The sequence below is a fragment of the Hwangdonia seohaensis genome (assembly GCF_031932625.1).
GTDB lineage: Bacteria > Bacteroidota > Bacteroidia > Flavobacteriales > Flavobacteriaceae > Hwangdonia > Hwangdonia seohaensis.
In genome coordinates, this window is record NZ_JAVSCK010000003.1 from 173,533 (window position 1) to 190,800 (window position 17,268).

Annotated in this window: 13 protein-coding genes; 5 read left to right on the forward strand and 8 right to left on the reverse strand. The window is 36.4% G+C overall.

All coding sequences use genetic code 11. The features are described 5' to 3' along the window. Positions 1–362 precede the first annotated feature (362 nt). Positions 363–626 (forward strand): hypothetical protein, encoded by a 264-nt coding sequence (locus RNZ47_RS09850; protein ID WP_311939436.1) that lies wholly within the window; start codon positions 363–365, stop codon positions 624–626. Positions 627–679: 53 nt separating this feature from the next. Here the strand turns inward: RNZ47_RS09850 and RNZ47_RS09855 are convergent, their stop codons facing one another. Together RNZ47_RS09855 and RNZ47_RS09860 are read right to left on the reverse strand one after the other, a co-directional pair. Beyond that, the gene (locus tag RNZ47_RS09855; RefSeq protein ID WP_311939439.1) at positions 680–1,864 is read right to left on the reverse strand and encodes a pyridoxal phosphate-dependent aminotransferase; all 1,185 of its coding nucleotides are present in this window, start codon (positions 1,862–1,864) and stop codon (positions 680–682) included. Positions 1,865–1,883: 19 nt separating this feature from the next. Beyond that, positions 1,884–2,978, reverse strand: coding sequence for a fatty acid desaturase family protein (locus tag RNZ47_RS09860; protein WP_311939442.1), 1,095 nt, complete (start codon positions 2,976–2,978; stop codon positions 1,884–1,886). A 141-nt stretch (positions 2,979–3,119) separates the two neighbouring features. On the opposite strand from RNZ47_RS09860, the gene rsmG reads away from it, so the two are divergent. After that, positions 3,120–3,749 carry a 16S rRNA (guanine(527)-N(7))-methyltransferase RsmG gene (gene rsmG / locus RNZ47_RS09865; RefSeq protein ID WP_311939444.1) on the forward strand — a complete coding sequence of 210 codons (630 nt, stop codon included), beginning with the start codon at positions 3,120–3,122 and terminating at the stop codon, positions 3,747–3,749. Positions 3,750–3,751: 2 nt separating this feature from the next. Here rsmG and RNZ47_RS09870 read toward each other — a convergent pair whose 3' ends face one another. Then, a complete protein-coding gene (locus RNZ47_RS09870; RefSeq protein WP_311939447.1) occupies positions 3,752–4,711 on the reverse strand; it encodes a tetratricopeptide repeat protein in 960 nt (319 codons plus the stop codon). Between the two features lie 195 nt (positions 4,712–4,906). On the opposite strand from RNZ47_RS09870, the gene RNZ47_RS09875 reads away from it, so the two are divergent. Next, positions 4,907–9,811 (forward strand): DUF8202 domain-containing protein, encoded by a 4,905-nt coding sequence (locus tag RNZ47_RS09875; protein ID WP_311939451.1) that lies wholly within the window; start codon positions 4,907–4,909, stop codon positions 9,809–9,811. Between the two features lie 4 nt (positions 9,812–9,815). Here RNZ47_RS09875 and RNZ47_RS09880 read toward each other — a convergent pair whose 3' ends face one another. The 4 genes from RNZ47_RS09880 to pruA all read right to left on the reverse strand — a co-directional run bounded on the left by RNZ47_RS09880 (position 9,816) and on the right by pruA (position 14,975). Next, positions 9,816–11,063 (reverse strand): RNA polymerase sigma factor, encoded by a 1,248-nt coding sequence (locus RNZ47_RS09880; RefSeq protein WP_311939454.1) that lies wholly within the window; start codon positions 11,061–11,063, stop codon positions 9,816–9,818. Next, the gene (locus tag RNZ47_RS09885; protein WP_311939457.1) at positions 11,063–11,410 is read right to left on the reverse strand and encodes a YciI family protein; all 348 of its coding nucleotides are present in this window, start codon (positions 11,408–11,410) and stop codon (positions 11,063–11,065) included. The genes RNZ47_RS09880 and RNZ47_RS09885 overlap by 1 nt, the downstream gene beginning before the upstream one ends. A gap of 382 nt (positions 11,411–11,792) precedes the next feature. Beyond that, on the reverse strand, positions 11,793–13,088 hold the full coding sequence (locus tag RNZ47_RS09890; RefSeq protein WP_311939459.1) for a chloride channel protein: 1,296 nt from the start codon (positions 13,086–13,088) through the stop codon (positions 11,793–11,795). Positions 13,089–13,346: 258 nt separating this feature from the next. Further along, complete coding sequence (gene pruA / locus RNZ47_RS09895; RefSeq protein ID WP_311939462.1) at positions 13,347–14,975, reverse strand: L-glutamate gamma-semialdehyde dehydrogenase; 1,629 nt, start codon at positions 14,973–14,975, stop codon at positions 13,347–13,349. 147 nt (positions 14,976–15,122) lie between these two features. Between pruA and RNZ47_RS09900 the strand changes: the two genes are divergently transcribed. Together RNZ47_RS09900 and RNZ47_RS09905 are read left to right on the forward strand one after the other, a co-directional pair. Beyond that, entirely contained in the window at positions 15,123–15,848 is a 726-nt protein-coding gene (locus RNZ47_RS09900) for an NRDE family protein (RefSeq protein ID WP_311939465.1), read from the forward strand. Next, positions 15,841–16,830, forward strand: coding sequence for a DUF6695 family protein (locus RNZ47_RS09905; RefSeq protein WP_311939467.1), 990 nt, complete (start codon positions 15,841–15,843; stop codon positions 16,828–16,830). Before RNZ47_RS09900 ends, RNZ47_RS09905 begins: the two co-directional genes overlap by 8 nt. An 18-nt stretch (positions 16,831–16,848) precedes the next feature. Here RNZ47_RS09905 and RNZ47_RS09910 read toward each other — a convergent pair whose 3' ends face one another. After that, positions 16,849–17,268 (reverse strand): hypothetical protein, encoded by a 420-nt coding sequence (locus RNZ47_RS09910; RefSeq protein ID WP_311939469.1) that lies wholly within the window; start codon positions 17,266–17,268, stop codon positions 16,849–16,851.

The following is a 17,268-nucleotide window of genomic DNA, read 5'->3' on the forward strand; positions in this document are numbered from 1 at the left end:
AAAATACTTAACCTAAAAAATTAATGCTTTGAAAAAACTTGTAGCATTTACGTCGGTTGTTGTGGTTATATTACTTGTTAATATAGACCGAGTAGTCATTATTGACGACTATATTAAAGCCACAATTCTTTTTATAATAGCCGGTCTTCTATCGGTTTATGAATATAAAAGAAAAGAGAAATTGGATTAAGGTGAATCTTTTTTGTTTTTAAAACATTCAAAATAGTTGTGACGCTTTTAAATATGCCAAGGTTTAATTTTGCGGTACATTAGTTGTTAAATAATTTAATACGATTGGTTTGTTCGGTGGCAATATATTTACCAGTCTTTAATTATTGTTTCACTTTTAAATTTTAGAAATCATGGGTGGAGAAGGGTCTATGGCAGCAGCTAATAATTCTTTAAAGAATAACAGAAATCTTTTAAAAAAGAAAAGGAAAGGTTCTTTAGCGGGAAGCTATGGTAATTTGGAAATGGCTGAGTTTCCAGAAGCAACTCCGCAACAATTACTAGAAATTGAGAAAAAAATTAGAAATAAAAATAAGCAAGCCAGAATAAAGCAGTTAATCATATTTGCAATATTCATGCTGGTATTCCTGTCCTTTATTTATTATTTAATAAACTAAAAAAGTCACTAAATTATAGTGACTTTTTTTTGAATTATCTTAAAGCAAAGGTTTTAACTAACCACTTCCTTAATACGTTTTATAGCCTCAATAATTTGCTCTTGCGACGCTGCATACGAAATACGGATACAATCAGGATTTCCAAATGCTTCACCGGTTACGGTTGCCACAAGTGCTTCTTCCAATAAATACAATGAAAAATCGGTAGCGTTGTTTATGGTTTTGCCTCGAAGTGTTTTTCCGAAGTAATACGATACATTTGGGAATACATAAAATGCGCCTTCTGGTGTATTGGTTTTAAAGCCTTCAATATCATTTATTAAATTTAATATTAAATCGCGACGCACTTTAAACTCGTCAATCATAAATTGCACACGCGAAGGCGGTTCGTTTAAAGCCGTAATTACGGCACGTTGTGCAATACAGTTGGTACCGCTTGTAATTTGCCCTTGCATTTTGTTGCAGGCACGCGCAATTTTTTGAGGCGCACCAATATAACCTATACGCCAGCCCGTCATCGCAAATGCTTTTGAAACACCGTTTACGGTAATCGTACGGTCGTACATATCTTCAAACTGCGCCATACTCGCATGGCCACCAACATAGTTTATATGTTCGTAAATTTCATCTGAAACCACATAAATATTTGGGTGTTTAACCAACACATCGGCTAAAGCCCTTAATTCGTCTTTACTGTAAATAGAGCCGCTTGGGTTACAAGGCGAACTAAACCAAATCATTTTTGTTTTTGGGGTAATAGCCGCTTCAAGTTGTGCCGGTGTCATTTTAAAATCGGTATTGATAGTGGTTTTAACTTCCACCGGAATACCATCATTTAACTTAACAATATCAGCATAACTTACCCAATACGGGCATGGTAAAATAACTTCGTCGCCAGCATTTAGCATAACCGCCGCTACATTTGCCAAACATTGTTTTGCACCTGTAGATACTACAATTTGCGGTAGGGTATACGTAAGGTTGTTGTCGCGTTTAAATTTAGTGATGATGGCCTCTTTAAGCTCAACGTAACCGTCAACCGGGGTATACGAATTGTAATTATCGTTTATGGCTTGTATGGCGGCCTCTTTAATATAATCGGGTGTGTTAAAATCAGGTTCACCAAGGCTTAAGCCAATAATATCTTTTCCTTCACCTCTTAATTCCCTTGCTTTTGCAGCCATTTCCAAGGTTGCAGACGTAGCCATGTTTAAAATTCTGTCGGATAATAATTGCATATAATTGTTAAGTATAAATTTAGGCTAAATTGGGTTTTTGTCCCAGTACTTTTAATTGGTTGTAATGTTCGGCTATGGCTTTCCAAAACGTATTGTATTCGTTGTACGGTAAGCTAAATTCCTTAGCAGTTTCTTTAACAATTTTGGCTATTTTTCCGTAGTGAATATGACTTATGTTGGCAAATAAATGATGCTCGACTTGTCTGTTTAATCCACCGGTATAAAATCCAACCAACCAACTTTTAGGTGAGAAATTAGATGTTGTAAATAGTTGGTGAATGGCCCAAGTGTTTTTCATGTTGCCATCGTCGTCCGGTAAAGGCATTTCTGTATTGGGCATAACGTGTGCCAATTGAAAAATAACACTTAAAATAACTCCGGCCGTGTAATGCATAACCAAAAAGCCAATTAAAACTTGCCACCATGCAAAGCCTAACGATATGGGTAAAACGATCCAAATTGCGTAATAAATTATTTTACCAATAATGAGCTTTGTCCATTGGGTTGCCGGATGTGGCATTTTACCGTAAGCCAATTTTCTTTTTAAATATTGATAAGTTTGAATAAAATCGGTAGTAATGGCCCAATTTACCGTTAGCAATCCATATAAGAAGAAAGCGTAATATTTTTGATATTTATGAATTCTAAACCATTTCGCATGTTTTGAAAAACGGATGATTCGTCCGGCATCAATATCTTCATCGTGCCCTTGTATATTGGTATATGTATGGTGCAGTACGTTGTGCTGTACTTTCCAATTGTAGTCGTTTCCGGCTAAAATATAAATACTGCTTCCCATTAATTTGTTAACCCATTTTTTGCTAGAAAAAGAACCGTGATTGGCATCGTGCATAACGTTCATGCCAACACCAGCCATACCAACGCCAACTATCATCATTAAAATAATCTGTACCCAACCAGGTAAATCTATGGTTAATATTAAAACTACGGGAACAATCAATAAAGCAAACATTACAATTGCTTTTAAATATAATTTCCAGTTTCCTGTGCGTTTTATGTTGTTCTCCTTAAAATAATCGTTAACACGTTTGTTTAGCGTTTTAAAAAATTTCGTTGAGTCTTTTCTTGAAAAAGAAAGGGTTTGTTTTGTCATGCTATTAATTTTAATATGATTAATAATAAAAATTCTCGATCATACCTGCGGCAAAGATAGGTATAAACCAACTTAAGTAATAACGTTTTTTTATAAAAATATGCACATAAAAAGTATATTTTTGTTGAAAATTTAACATAAATGGATCTGATTTTAAAATATTTCCCAAACCTTAGCGACGACCAAATTGAAAAGTTTTCAAGGTTAGAATCGCTTTATAAAGACTGGAATTTAAAGATTAATGTGGTATCTCGAAAAGATATCGATGAGCTTTATTTGCGCCATGTACTGCACGCTTTGGCCATTGCTAAATTGATACAGTTTAAAGATGGCTCTAAGCTTTTAGATGTGGGCACAGGTGGTGGTTTCCCTGGAATTCCGTTGGCAATTTTATTTCCGGAATGCTCTTTTCATTTGGTGGATAGCATCGCCAAAAAGTTAAAAGTAGTCGATGAGGTTGTTGCAGGATTGGAATTAACCAATGTAAAAACAACGCACTCCAGGGTTGAAGCGATTAACGATACTTACGATTTTATAATAAGTCGTGCCGTTGCTGCAATGCCAACCTTTGTGCATTGGGTAAAAGGCAAGATTGCAAAGCAGCAGAATAACGATTTAAAAAATGGCATTTTATATTTAAAAGGAGGCGATTTAACCGAAGAACTTAAAACCTACAAAACGGCAACCGTTTATAATTTAAGTGATTATTATACCGAGGATTTTTTCGAAACTAAAAAACTGGTGCATTTGCCTTTGAAGTTTAGAGGCTAATATCAAATTTCATTAAGTTCGTTAAAATTTTGCTTAAAGAAATAAAACTGATTTTTATACCAATATGTATTGGCAAAGGATTCAAATGTAAGGGGTTTGTCTGTGTCCACATACAAAAGGTTTTCAGCCTTTTTAAGGTTTAATTTCGCGTTTTTTAAGTCGTTTACTTTGTAATAGGTTAAAGCCAATCCCAAAAGAGCCTCGTAATCAGAAGGGTTGTATTTTAGGGTAGTTTTAAAATCGGAAATCGCTTCAATATATTCTCCCAAAAGTAAATGCGATGCCCCTCTAAAAAAATAAGACGACGCATTGTTCTTGTCAAAATCTAAGGATTTATCAAAATCTATTTTTGCTTGTTTGTAGTAATTTATGTTTAAATGTGCTACACCTCGGTTGTAATAGGTCTCTGTGTTTGGGGCGATTAAAACAGCTAACGAAAAATCCTTTAGGGCGAGTTTGTGTTTTTCAAGCATTAAAAGCGCATTGGCGCGTTGGGTATAAAATTTATATTCCGTAGGTGCAACTTCAATAATTTCACTTAAATCTGTAATAGCGCCAATATAATCTTCTAAGTAGTATTTGGTATTTGCCAAATTGTATTGTGCATCAATAAATTGCGGATCGAGTTTTAATGCATTTTCGTAATCGTTTTTTGCGCCTAAATAATCCTGTAAATTGTATTTTGAATTGCCTCTGTTGTAATAAGAATCGGCATCTGGTTTATAAATAATTATTTTCGTGTAGTCCAATATGGCGCCATAATAGTCACCCAAATTATTTTTGGCGATACCTCTATAAAAATAGGCGTCAAAATGCTTTGGTTCTAAGGCAATTACTTGGGTAAGCAACTCTATTTTCTGTTTGTCGTCTGTTGCTCTATAGGCTTGTCTATATAGCTTTTTTGCTTGTCCAGAGCTTAATAGGGGGAAGATTGCTAGTAGTAGTATGGCGATTTTTTTCATTTTATAAAACAGTTGAAAAATGTGAAATTACAGTTCATTACAATCAATAAAGTTAGTAATATTTTGTGTATAAATAGGTTTTTCTTTTAGAAGAAAAAAATCGAATAAAATGTATTTTGTCGAAGTTTTTTTGCATTTCATACGAATTATAACTAGCTTTGTATGTTTAGTTTATAAAACTATAGCCCCAAAAATATGAAAAGAAACCTACCTTCATTTGGCATTAAACCTGCCCTATATTTAATTTTGTTTTTACTAATAAATTTTGTTGGTAACGCCCAGATAATTCAAGTTGAAATCGTAGGAGGAGCTGTGGTTACCCAAGGTTCTACTATAACGATTAATGCTGGTAATAGTTTGGATTTCAGAATTACAAATATTGAAACTGGCAATTGTGGTAATTTGAGAATTCAGGATATAGATATTACCAATACTACCGATTTTGATATATCGCCAAATAATCCAAGGGATAGGATAAAACCAGCCGGCTGTAGAGGGGATCACGATCTTTATTTTGAGGTTGAAAACCTAAGCCCAACTTGTACAACTGCGATTACGGAGGTTGTTATAGAAATTAGAAATCAACCAGATTTTAGTTTTTTTTTAGAAGTAAATTCCTCACCTATTATGTCTATAGTTGGGGGTAGCCCTCCTGCCGATGTAATGCACGGAGATACTACAACATCGGATGTAAATGGAACGTATTTTGGAGTGGTAGAAGAAGGTGCTGTTGTGATTAGAAATTTTTTCATTACTAATACGGGAAGTTGTCCACTTGAAATTTCTTCTATAACATCTTCATTATCGGATTTTGTATTAGATGGGTTTCTGTTCTCTCCAACTCTAACACCTTTGCCATATACAGCTAGCATTGATCCTGGAGACTATGCCATTTTTAGGGTTTCATTTATTGGACCAGTTGGGGGTTCTGGAACACTTACCTCAACTATAAGTATTTCAAACACTGATAACACTACTTATACATTTAATGTTAGCGCCGAAATGTTCAATTTTAATATTCCTGGACCTGGAGGTATTACAGCGGATTTTCGACTTTGGTTAAAATCAACTAGAGGGATAGTTAAATCGGGATCTAATATAACGGATTGGATAGATTTAGGAACAAATGGGAAAGATGCCACAACAGACCCAGGAAAAGAGCCAACATATATGGATACCGCAGCAGAGAATATCAATTTTAATCCGGTGATTAAATTTGAAAATGATGGTGCAGGTATAGAGCAATACATGTATAATGCTACAAATGGCTTTTATAGTCAGGATATGTTTATTGTTATGATTCCTGATGCTACTATGACAAGTGCGTCTCCTAGAAACACTATTTTTTCTGGGGTGTCTTCAGGTAATGCAGGAGATATAACTGGTGTAGGATTTGGCGATTATTCATCTGCATTTCCTAATGAAACCTTATCATATAACCAAAATATACCTGGAGGAGGAAGCTATAATGGTGTTGCAGAAAGTGGTACATCTTACTCTAATGCTGGAATTATTAATGTAAGAAATGATTCCGATATAGTACTGGGTGGGCAAGAAATTTTATATAATTCATCTGTATTAACAGCAACATCTGTTGATGATATTCCATATGCAAATGTTGGAGACCCGGGGCCGCCAACTGTTTTAGGTACAGAGTATTGGATTGGTAGAAATTTTGATGTCGTTGGTAGTTTAAATGGTCGTGTGGCTGAGATTTTTACATTTGCTGAGCGCGTAGCGGATGCTGATAGACAAAAAATAGAATCTTATTTAGCCATCAAATACGGCATTACTTTGGGAACTTCAACTCAGGTTGAAAAAGACTATATCAATTCATTTAATACTTCCATTTGGGATATTTCTGCAAACACCGGCTATAATTACCATGTGGCTGGAATTGGTAGAGATTCTATATCGGATTTAAACCAAAAGCAATCAAAAACATTAAATATAGCAAATGAAGTAACTATTGGTTTAAACGGAATTTTCGCTACGAATAGTGCTAATACAAATGAATTTAAAAAAGATGGCGATTTCTTGGTTTGGGGTAGTAATGATGCAGCGTATACAGCTAGTGGCTCGAATACAGTAACTGTTGCCACTGGAATAACAACCTCTTTGACAAGAATTTTAAGACAATGGAAAATTGTTGAATCCATTGAAGATGCAGGTGGCGATGTAGAAAACGTGTTTGTTTCTATACCTTCTGCGGTATTTAGTAGTTTTACTCTTGGAGCCGATGAAGAATATGCACTTGTTGTAGCTGATAATGATAATTTTGCAAATGGAGATATTATTGATGTTGTTCCTTTAGTGTCCGATGGTGCTGGGAATTTACAAACATGGTACGATTTTGATGGAACAAAATATTTTACGTTCGCAAAAGTGTCTAAATTTTCTGGAAATCACTCGGTAAGTATTGATGCAGATGGCTATTTGATAGGAGAATATGCAATTAATTTAAATATTGATGCCTTTACAATTTCGGCATGGGTTAAAAGTGCTTCTAGTGCCAACACCAGAACAATTATGGCTAAAGGAAGCAAATTGCAATTAAGGTTAAACCCTTCTGATCAAATTGAAGTGATGCTTGATGATGATGTAACACCAAGGTTTACATCCACAATGGTTTTAAATGATGGAAAATGGCATCAAGTAACCTTTGTGTATAAAAGTGGTTCTATCTTTTTATATGTCGATGGTGTTTTAGATAAATCGGAACAGGACGTTGAACCACCAACACCTAACTTTAATAGATTTTCCGTAGGTGCTGTATATATAGATAAAAACAATATTATCAATCCGTTTTTAGGCGAGATTGACGAAGTGTATATATGGGATCAAGGGCTTACACAAGACCAAGTGCGTTACCTTATGAATCAAGAAGTTGAACGATTTGATATTAGCGGTACAGATTATGTTAACGGAGAAGTATTACCTCAAGCCTCATCAAGCAATGAGGTTACGACTATTCCTTGGGGTGACTTAAGGACGTATTACGATTTTAATTCATTTTATGGCTCGACAGTTGAAGGTAGAGCAGATGTAAGGTATTTTTTGCGACTAAAATATTTAGATAAAGATAAGGAGTTGGTTGATGCACAAACAATACCAGTGCCTTATGTTTCTGTAGCAAATGGTGCTTGGGATATGCCTGCAACTTGGAGAAATAATGCTGATCAAGTTTTGCCAAATTCTTTAAGTTTAGATGGGGTTACAATGGTTAATTGGAATATTGTAGAAATAGGACACGACATTACTTCCGGAGATAGAGATATTGCCCTGTTGGGATTAAAGCAAACCGCAGGAAAACTTACCATAGCAGACCCCGTAGACCCTCAGGATGAAACTAATTCTGGCCAAGCGTTAACCGTAACCAATTATTTGGAAATAGACGGGATAATCGATTTGGTTGGCGAATCGCAATTCATTCAAACAGAAGGCAGTGTATTAGATGCCGATAGTGGAGGTTTTATAGAACGCGACCAACAAGGTACCGCCAATGGATTTAATTATAATTATTGGTCATCTTCGGTAGGCCCAATAACAGGTAGTACAATCACGAGAGGCACAGGGGTTTCTTATCTGAACAATAACCATACTATAGATGGTGTTTTAAATGACGGAACAGACACAGATCTTTACCTAGGCATAGATTTTATCACGAACCAAAATACCGGAAGTGGCCCACCGCCGCCACCGGGTTCAGCAAAGGAAATAAGCTCGTATTGGTTGTATAAGTTCTATGGTCCAGAAGATGATTATTTTTCTTGGGAAAGCATAGATCAAAACACAAGTCTACAAGCCGGAGAAGGCTTTACCATGAAAGGTACTTTAGGGGCTGTTGCGATTACAGATCAGCAAAACTATGTGTTTACAGGATTGCCAAATAATGGCGATATTACATTGCCTCTTGATAAAAGTTCTGGTGATGTAGACCGATTGATAGGTAACCCATATCCGTCGGCCATTGATGCCACAGAGTTTATTTTAGACAACATGAGCATTGCTAATGGCGGAAACAATGCAAGCGGAACCATATTTAATGGCGCCTTATATTTTTGGGATCATTTTGGTGAACAAAACACCCACGTCTTAAAAGGCTACGTTGGTGGTTATGCAACCTATAATTTAACAGGAGGAGCCGCGGCAATTTCCAATGATGTTAGAATTAATAATGATATGTCTTCGGGTTCAAAAATACCAGGGCAATACATCCCGGTAAATCAAGGGTTTTTTGTATCGACAGCCATAGATGGTTTTACAGACGATAATGGCGCCGTAATTTCAGTAGTAGATGGCGGCGATATTGTATTTAAAAACAGCCAGCGCGTTTTTGCTACCGAACAGGCAGCCTCATCTATCTTTTTTCGAGATTCTAATAAAAATAAAACGACAGGCGACCCACAAAATAAAACAAGTAATCTTACAAAATCGTCTTCAATTAGATTAATGTATAGTTCCCCAAAAGGCTATCATAGGCAATTATTGTTAGGGAGAAATACAAATGCGTCAAAAGGTTTTGATTTAGGATACGATGCTTTTATGATTGATGTCAATGAAGAGGATATGTTTTGGAATATTGCACAGCACAAATTTGTGATTCAAGGGGTCGGTAATTTTGATGATACCAATGAATTTCCACTGGGGTTAATCGTTAAAAATTCTGGAATAGTAAAGATTAAATTGGAAGCTGTTGAAAATTTAGAGACAGCCAAAACACTATATATAAAAGACAATGTAACCAATGAAACGGTATTAATAAACAACAAACCGTTTGAAATGTTTTTAGACGCCGGAACTTACCATGATAGGTTTTCATTAGTGTTTCAGTCGCAATCCTTAACAACTGAAGATGTTGAAGTAGCCGATAATGTGTCTGTTTACTTTGATAAATCAATATCGGAATTAAAAGTAAGAGGATTGAATGATAGCGAGATTTTAAGCATTACGTTATTTAATATTATTGGTCAAGAAATAAAGTTTATAGATTATACATCCAATAAAACATCAAAACAAGTTCATGTAAATACCGGTGCTTATATTGTGCAGTTAAACACTGATAAAGGAACAATCAATAAAAAAATTATTATTGAATAGCGTTTTATTTATGGTTGAGTAGTTTTAATTTCTTTTTCTGTAAATAGTCCTTTTCCAACTGGTTATTTACCGTATTTAAAGCCAAATCAAGATACTTAATGGCATCGTTACATTTATTAACGGCCAAAAAATATTCTGCTTTAGCACCATAAAACAGATAAGCGCGTTGTTCAAAATCTTCAGGTTTAATATCGTCTAAATAGGCTTTTGCAATTTCTAAATCTTGATTTTGTATGCACACCACAGCCATGTTTAGCACATGAATTGGCATAGGTTGTAAAGCATTTAGGCATTGATACCAATAGTGGATTTTTCCCCAATCGGTAGTCTCAAAGGTTTTGGCGCGCAAATGTTCGGCAGCAATGGCGGCTTCGTAATGGTAACACGAAAACCCCGTTTGATCAACCACCGCTTTATTCATCATGGAATTGCCCATTTTTATAAGTGGAATATACCATTCTGCTCTGTCCTGGTTTTTTAAATCCAAAAGTTCGTTTCCGGCATTGGTTTTGGTTTCCAAACGTGCCGAATGAAAACACATCAACGCACACAAAGCATAAACCTCAGGCGTTCGGGTCAATTCATTTTTTAAAAGCATTTGGGTTAAACGCATGGCTTCACCACACAATTCTTTGCGGATAAGTATGTTGCGATTATTGGAGTGAAACCCTTCGTTAAATATAAGATACAATACTTCCATAACACTTTCTAAACGCTGCGGTAAGGCTTTGCCTTGCGGAATTTGAAATTTTAATTGCGATTGCTCAATCGCTTTCCGTGCTCGCAACAAGCGTTTTTTAATAGTGTCTTCTTTGGTGAGCAATGCCGATGAAATTTCCTTGATGCTAAACCCGGAAACGGTTTTTAAGGCGAACGATATGCGGTCTCTCGCATCCAATTTGGGGTGGCAAGCCGTAAAAATCATGCGCAGTTGTGCATCTTCAATTTCCGAATCTAAAAAGAGCTCGTTTATGGCAATAGCGTCTGTTCCAAGATTGATGTTCGGCAGGTGTTTGCGCTCCGTTTTTAGTTTTCTAAAAATATCCAATACCCTGTTTTTGGCCGCTTGGGTTAACCACGCTTCGGGGTACTCCGGCTGTTTGTTCCGCCAACTAATGCTGGCTTTTATAAAGGTGTCTTGCACGGCATCTTCAATAATTTCCAGATGTTTAATACCAAAAATTCGTGTTAAAACAGAAACCATCTTTCCGCTGTGGTGGCGAAAAAGATGGTCTATAAGTTTGGGTTCCATTATTGGTCAAAAACCATAATTTCACGAATTTCAACCGTGCCGCCCAAATCGTAATCCGGATAATCCTCGGCAATTTTTTCAACCGCATCAAAATCTTTAGCCTTAACAATGTAATAGCCGCCAACAATCTCCTTAACCTCGGCCGAAGTTAAATCGGTAACCGTCCTGTTTTTACCAACCACACGACGTATTTGCGGCGTTAATGCGTTGCCATGGCTCACAATTCCAGCCTGCGTCATTTTATCGTGCCATGCAAACCATTGGCCCATTCTGCTTTGTAAATCTTCTGGCGAAAGCCCCAATTCGGTGTAATCTGCCCCAATAAAAATCATCATAAATTCTTTCATAATTATATATTTTAAAGTTTATATAGTTAAGACGTTTGCTAGATTGGAAAAGGGGACAGCATTTTCAAATTTATTAAAATTCCTTTGAAAAAAGGAATCTCATTTTATAAAGATAGTGTTATCGGGCTTGACGATTATTTCAAGAAGTTGGGCGTTACCCACTTTTGCTTTTAATGGCAAAAGTGCGTCAGGCTTGAAGTTTATCTTGAGCGAATTCGAAAGGCTATGTCTTTTTAAACCGTCATCGCGAGGAGGTAACGACGTGGCAATCTATTAAATATTAGTTCCCAAGCAAAATCAATACCTTCCACATTTTAAAAAGGATGCCGCTGCAATCCTTAACGCGGAAAAAAACGGATTGAAAATTATCTTTTTTTTTAACTCAGTTTCTTGGGTTAGGCGTGCTTTCTTGTTCTTTTTCCATTTGTGAACTTATAAAAGGTATTCTAGGGGCTAAAAAGTATCCTGTCAAACTCGCAAATAATATAGGGATGAAATGTCCAAATCCTGTTAAAGTAGCGAGTAAAATTGTAGTACTCATTGGAGTTCGAGTAACGCAAGCATTAATTGCCGCCATACAACTAACAATTGCTAACGTCAGGTTAATAGTTGGAAATAATTGATGGATTATTAGTCCTAAAGTTGCTCCAACAAAAAAAAGTGGAATAATAAATCCACCCCTCCAACCTGATGTCACGGTTATTGAAATAGCCACTATTTTAAAAACCAATATTACAAACAGCAAAGTTAAAGAGTAATTTCCTAAAAGCAGGTCGTTAATTTCGTGATGTCCGAAGTATCGGGTTATTGGGATATAAAATGCTATGATACCAAGCAAAATACCACCAATTAGTGTTTTGATATAAATAGGTATTGGATTTATTTCAAAAATAGATTTGAAAAATTTTGCACAAAAAATAAAAGCCCATCCAAAGGTTGCTCCTATTATTGCAAAAAGAACGGCGTAGCCAAAATCGAATATCCCGGAATATTCATAAGCAGATAAATCCCATATTGGGCCAAGACCCAAATGAATAATCAAAGCGAATACCAAATAACTAAAGCAACTAGCAACAAATGCAGGAATTATGGCTTTGTAGTATTCAACCGCGTGTTTGTGGTGTAGTATTTCTAAAGAAAATAAACTACCGCCCAAAGGAGCTCCAAATAATGCAGTAAACCCTGAAGCCATTCCTGCTATACTTAAAGACCTTAACTCTTCACCTTTAAGTCGGAATAATTTACCTAACCAGGTGCCTATCGAACCTGTTACTTGTACCAAGGGTGCTTCTGGCCCGAGACTTCCACCCGACGTAACACACAATAAGGATGAAAGTACCATTGAAGGATTGTTTTTGGGGTCAAGTTTGCCCTTGTTAAATCTAATGTTGTTTACAATTAAATTTATTTCTCCTGGGTCACCAATAAAGTGAATTATTAAGCCTGCTAAAAAACCACAAATTGCCATTACAGGAATTACTTGCCAACCACTAAAAAAGGTTAGTTGGTGAGTCAGAAATTCAAGCCCAACCCAATAAGCGCCTGCTGTTATCCCACCTACTAATCCAAGTAGAGCCCATAATAAAAAAGTCCGACTGAAAACGAAAGGATTAAATCGAACCGGTTGGTCTAAAATATTTAAATACGTTACTAATTTTCTTCTTCGTTTTAATTTCACTTTTTCGTTTTATAAGGCATACAATGCAAAGATAAAATTCTGTTTCATTAATGAAATAAACCTGACAGCTTTTGAGACAACACAAGTGAATAATATGGGTTACTAAACGAATTTAGCTAATATTTCTGACAAATTTAAATACCCTAAATACAAAACCTCATATAACAAAAAAGAGATTGTCTAATAAGTTTAGACAACCTCTTTTTTTAAATAATTTAGGTTTCTCTATTATGAGATTCCTGCGTCCGCAGGAATTTGTTACTCACCCAAAAACGGATAGCGATAATCCACAGGCGTAACAAAGGTTTCTTTAATCATTCTAGGCGATACCCAACGCAATAAGTTTTGGGCGCTACCTGCTTTATCGTTTGTCCCAGATGCACGTGCCCCACCAAACGGTTGTTGCCCAACTACGGCACCCGTTGGTTTGTCGTTAATATAAAAATTTCCGGCGGCGTTTTGCAACGCTTCCGTAGCCTCGATAATCGCATATCTGTCGGTTGAAAGAACAGCGCCCGTTAAAGCGTATTCGCTAGTTTCGTCAACTAATTTTAAGGTTTCAGAATATTTGTTTTCATCATACACATAAATAGTTATAATCGGGCCAAATAACTCAGTACACATGGTTTCGTACTTGGGGTTTGTGGTAACAATAACGGTTGGCTCAATAAAGTAGCCTTTGCTCTTATCGTAGTTTCCACCTGCAATAATTTCGGCATCCGCATCATTTTTGGCAGCGTCGATATAAGAGGCTAATTTATCAAAAGACCCTTCGTTAATAACGGCTGTGATAAAGTTGCCCATATCTTCTGGCGATCCCATTTTGAAAGACTTCACATCTTCAAGCACGAATTTTTTAACATCGTCCCATAAATTAGAAGGAATATAAGCTCTTGAAGCGGCACTACATTTTTGACCTTGAAACTCGAAAGCACCTCTGGAAATAGCCGTAGCTACTTGTTTTGCAACGGCAGATTTATGTGCGATAATAAAATCCTTTCCACCAGTTTCGCCCACTATTCTTGGGTAGGTTTTATAGTTTTCAATGTTATTTCCTATTTGTTTCCATAAGTTTTGAAAAACAGGGGTGGAGCCCGTGTAGTGCAATCCAGAAAAATGTGGACTCGCCATAACCGTATCGGTAATCATACCTGGGTTACCAAAAACCACATTGATAACACCGGCAGGAACGCCAGCTTCTTTAAAAACATCCATAATCACTTTAGCCGAATATATTTGATTGTTACTTGGTTTCCACACCACAACATTCCCCATTAGCGCCATACACGCCGGTAAGTTTCCAGCAATGGCCGTAAAGTTAAAAGGCGTAACCGCATAGGTAAATCCTTCAAGTGGACGGTATTCAATACGGTTCCAAGCATCGCTTGTGCTTTCTGGCTGATCGAGGTAAATATCGGTCATAAATTGCACGTTAAAACGTAAAAAGTCAATGAGCTCGCACGCCGCATCAATTTCCGCTTGATAAATATTTTTAGATTGCCCAATCATGGTCGCCGCATTTATTTTGGCACGGTAAGGGCCAGCAATCAATTCGGCTGCTTTTAAAAATATACCAGCACGTTGTTCCCATGGCATTTGGCTCCAGCTTTTTCTGGCTTCAAGCGCGGTTACAATGGCTTCGTCAACGTGTTTCTTTTCTGCTAAATGATAAGTTCCAACGATGTGTTTATGGTCGTGCGGAGGCGACATGGTCCTGGTGTTGCCCGTGGTTACATCTTTTCCGTTAATGTACATAGGTACATCAACTTGACTGTTAAACATGTCTTTGTATGCTTTTAAAACAGCGTCGCGCTCGGGCGTTCCCGGTGCATAGCTTTTAACTGGTTCATTTATAGCAACTGGTACGTTAAAAAATCCTTTTCCCATTATTGTGTGTTTTTATTGGATTGTCAAAAAATTGAGCTGCAAATTTACGAATTTTATAGGCATTTTTAAATAGCATCGGTATTAAATTGAAGTTAATATTTATTTATTTTTTGTAAGTTGCCAAACCGTTTTAAGACTACAGCTTTTATGTGTACAGTAACTTTAATTCCTAAAGGTGAAAATAATTTTGTGCTCACTTCAAATCGAGATGAAGCACCGAATAGAGTATCCTTAAAACCTGATTTTTACACTGTTAGCAATACCAAGCTATTGTTTCCAAAAGATGAATTATCCGGAGGCACATGGATTGGTGCGAGCGAAAAAAAAAGGGTGGTTTGTGTGCTTAATGGCGGATTTACTTACCATGAACGAAAAGCACCATACAGGTTGAGCAGAGGCGTAGTTGCTAACCACATTATGGTTGCCGACGATTTATATGATACCATTAATACATATAATTTTGTAGCCATTGAACCGTTTACCATGATAATTGTAGATTGGAGTAAGGGTTTGAAATTTTACGAGCTGGTTTGGGATGGCACCGATAAACATTTTAAAACATTGCCTTTAGAGCCTCAAATTTGGTCGTCGTCATCGTTGTATTCCGAAGCTATGAAAACCGAACGTGTACAGTGGTTTGAAGGTTTTAAGGCGGAGCATGATTTGGATAAAGAATCATTGTTAATCTTTCATACAACAGCTGGAAAAAATAATGATGATTATGGTGTTATTATGGATCGTGGATTTGTAAAAACTACCAGCATCACACAAATTGAAAAGCTGAACAACACTGTAAAAATGCACTACGTAAATCTTTTAAACCATAGCGTTTCATCAAAAACATTTCATATCCCACAAACCGTTAATGAGTAATTCCGGTATTATTTTAACCCTCGCTTATCCAGAAACCGTTGTTATGATTTCTGAAGAGTGGTTCTCGCCATATCTACGCTTTATTGGGGTTGGTAAAAAGAATTATTTGCGCGCAGGACATGCCGCTTTGGTGTTGATTAACAAAGAAACGGGTGTTTTGGAATACCACGATTTCGGACGCTATATTACGCCCGAACCCAACGGACGCGTGCGTGGAAACGATACCGATAACGAATTGCATTTTCCATTAAAAGCCGAGATTGAAGAGGATAGCATTGTAAATTTAGATGCAATATTGGAGTTTTTGGGCACACACCCCAAATTAACACATGGTGATGGTAAAATGATCGCTTCGGTTTGTAATGCCATAAATTACCAAAAGGCTCGAATCCATATTACCAACAAGCAAAACAAGCATTTTATTAAATATGCGGCATTTATTAAAAACGGTTGCAATTGCGCACGTTTTGTAACCGATACCTTGATTGCTTCGATAACGGATTCTAAAATTAAAAAGACACTAAAAAACTCGAAGTGGTTTACACCAAGTACGGTGGGCAATGTGTTGTTAGCTGATACTGAAAATCAGGTTTTTGAGGTATCGGAAACTGGTAATATCTCAAAATTTAAAGGCTCGCAACAAAGCGAAAATGTACGCTGCTTTTTAGACAAATTGAAAGACCATAAAGTCAATTTAGTTGGCACCCAAATACCAAAACCTGTTGATGGTTTACATGAAAAAGCGCAATGGCTTTCCGGAATTGCTGCCGGGGCGTGGTTTGAGCTGCATGATTTGGGAAGTAAAACCGAATATCGTTTTAGGCGTATTTCACCTTATGGGCATATCGACTGCGACGCCGTTTTTAAAGTTGAAGACAGGGCTTTTGATTGCAACTCAGCGTACCAATTTGTGCATTATTCCAATTGTAAGTTTTTCAATGTGGAGCAAAATGGACGGGTTTTTAGGTTTGAAAAATTATAGTAATTAAGTTGTGCTTTTTTAAATAACAAGTAGGTAGTCAGAGATGATTTCACAAAGTCTTTCTGACCATACAAAGCCTGTAGACGAAGCATCAAGACCAAACCAGCCTAACCCAACAGATAAATATAACTGCTTTCTTATGTGCTCAATTTTGTTTAAGTCAGTTTCTCTCCAATATATAATTGCATTGATATCGCTCATTGGCAATTTTTCAATAATAAATGTAGTTCTCCAAAATTCGTCTTTTGAAATTAAATCATTTCCAAATAGATAGATTGCCTTACCAACTAATTGTGCTTTGGATTTTGTTTCTAAGTTGTCAATTATGGAAATTAACTTTTCACCAGCATCTTTTTGATACTCATCATCTTGAAGATTCTTAATTAAATTCTCTCTTTGTTTAGCAGATAATTTTGCAGATTCATTTAAGAAATGCAA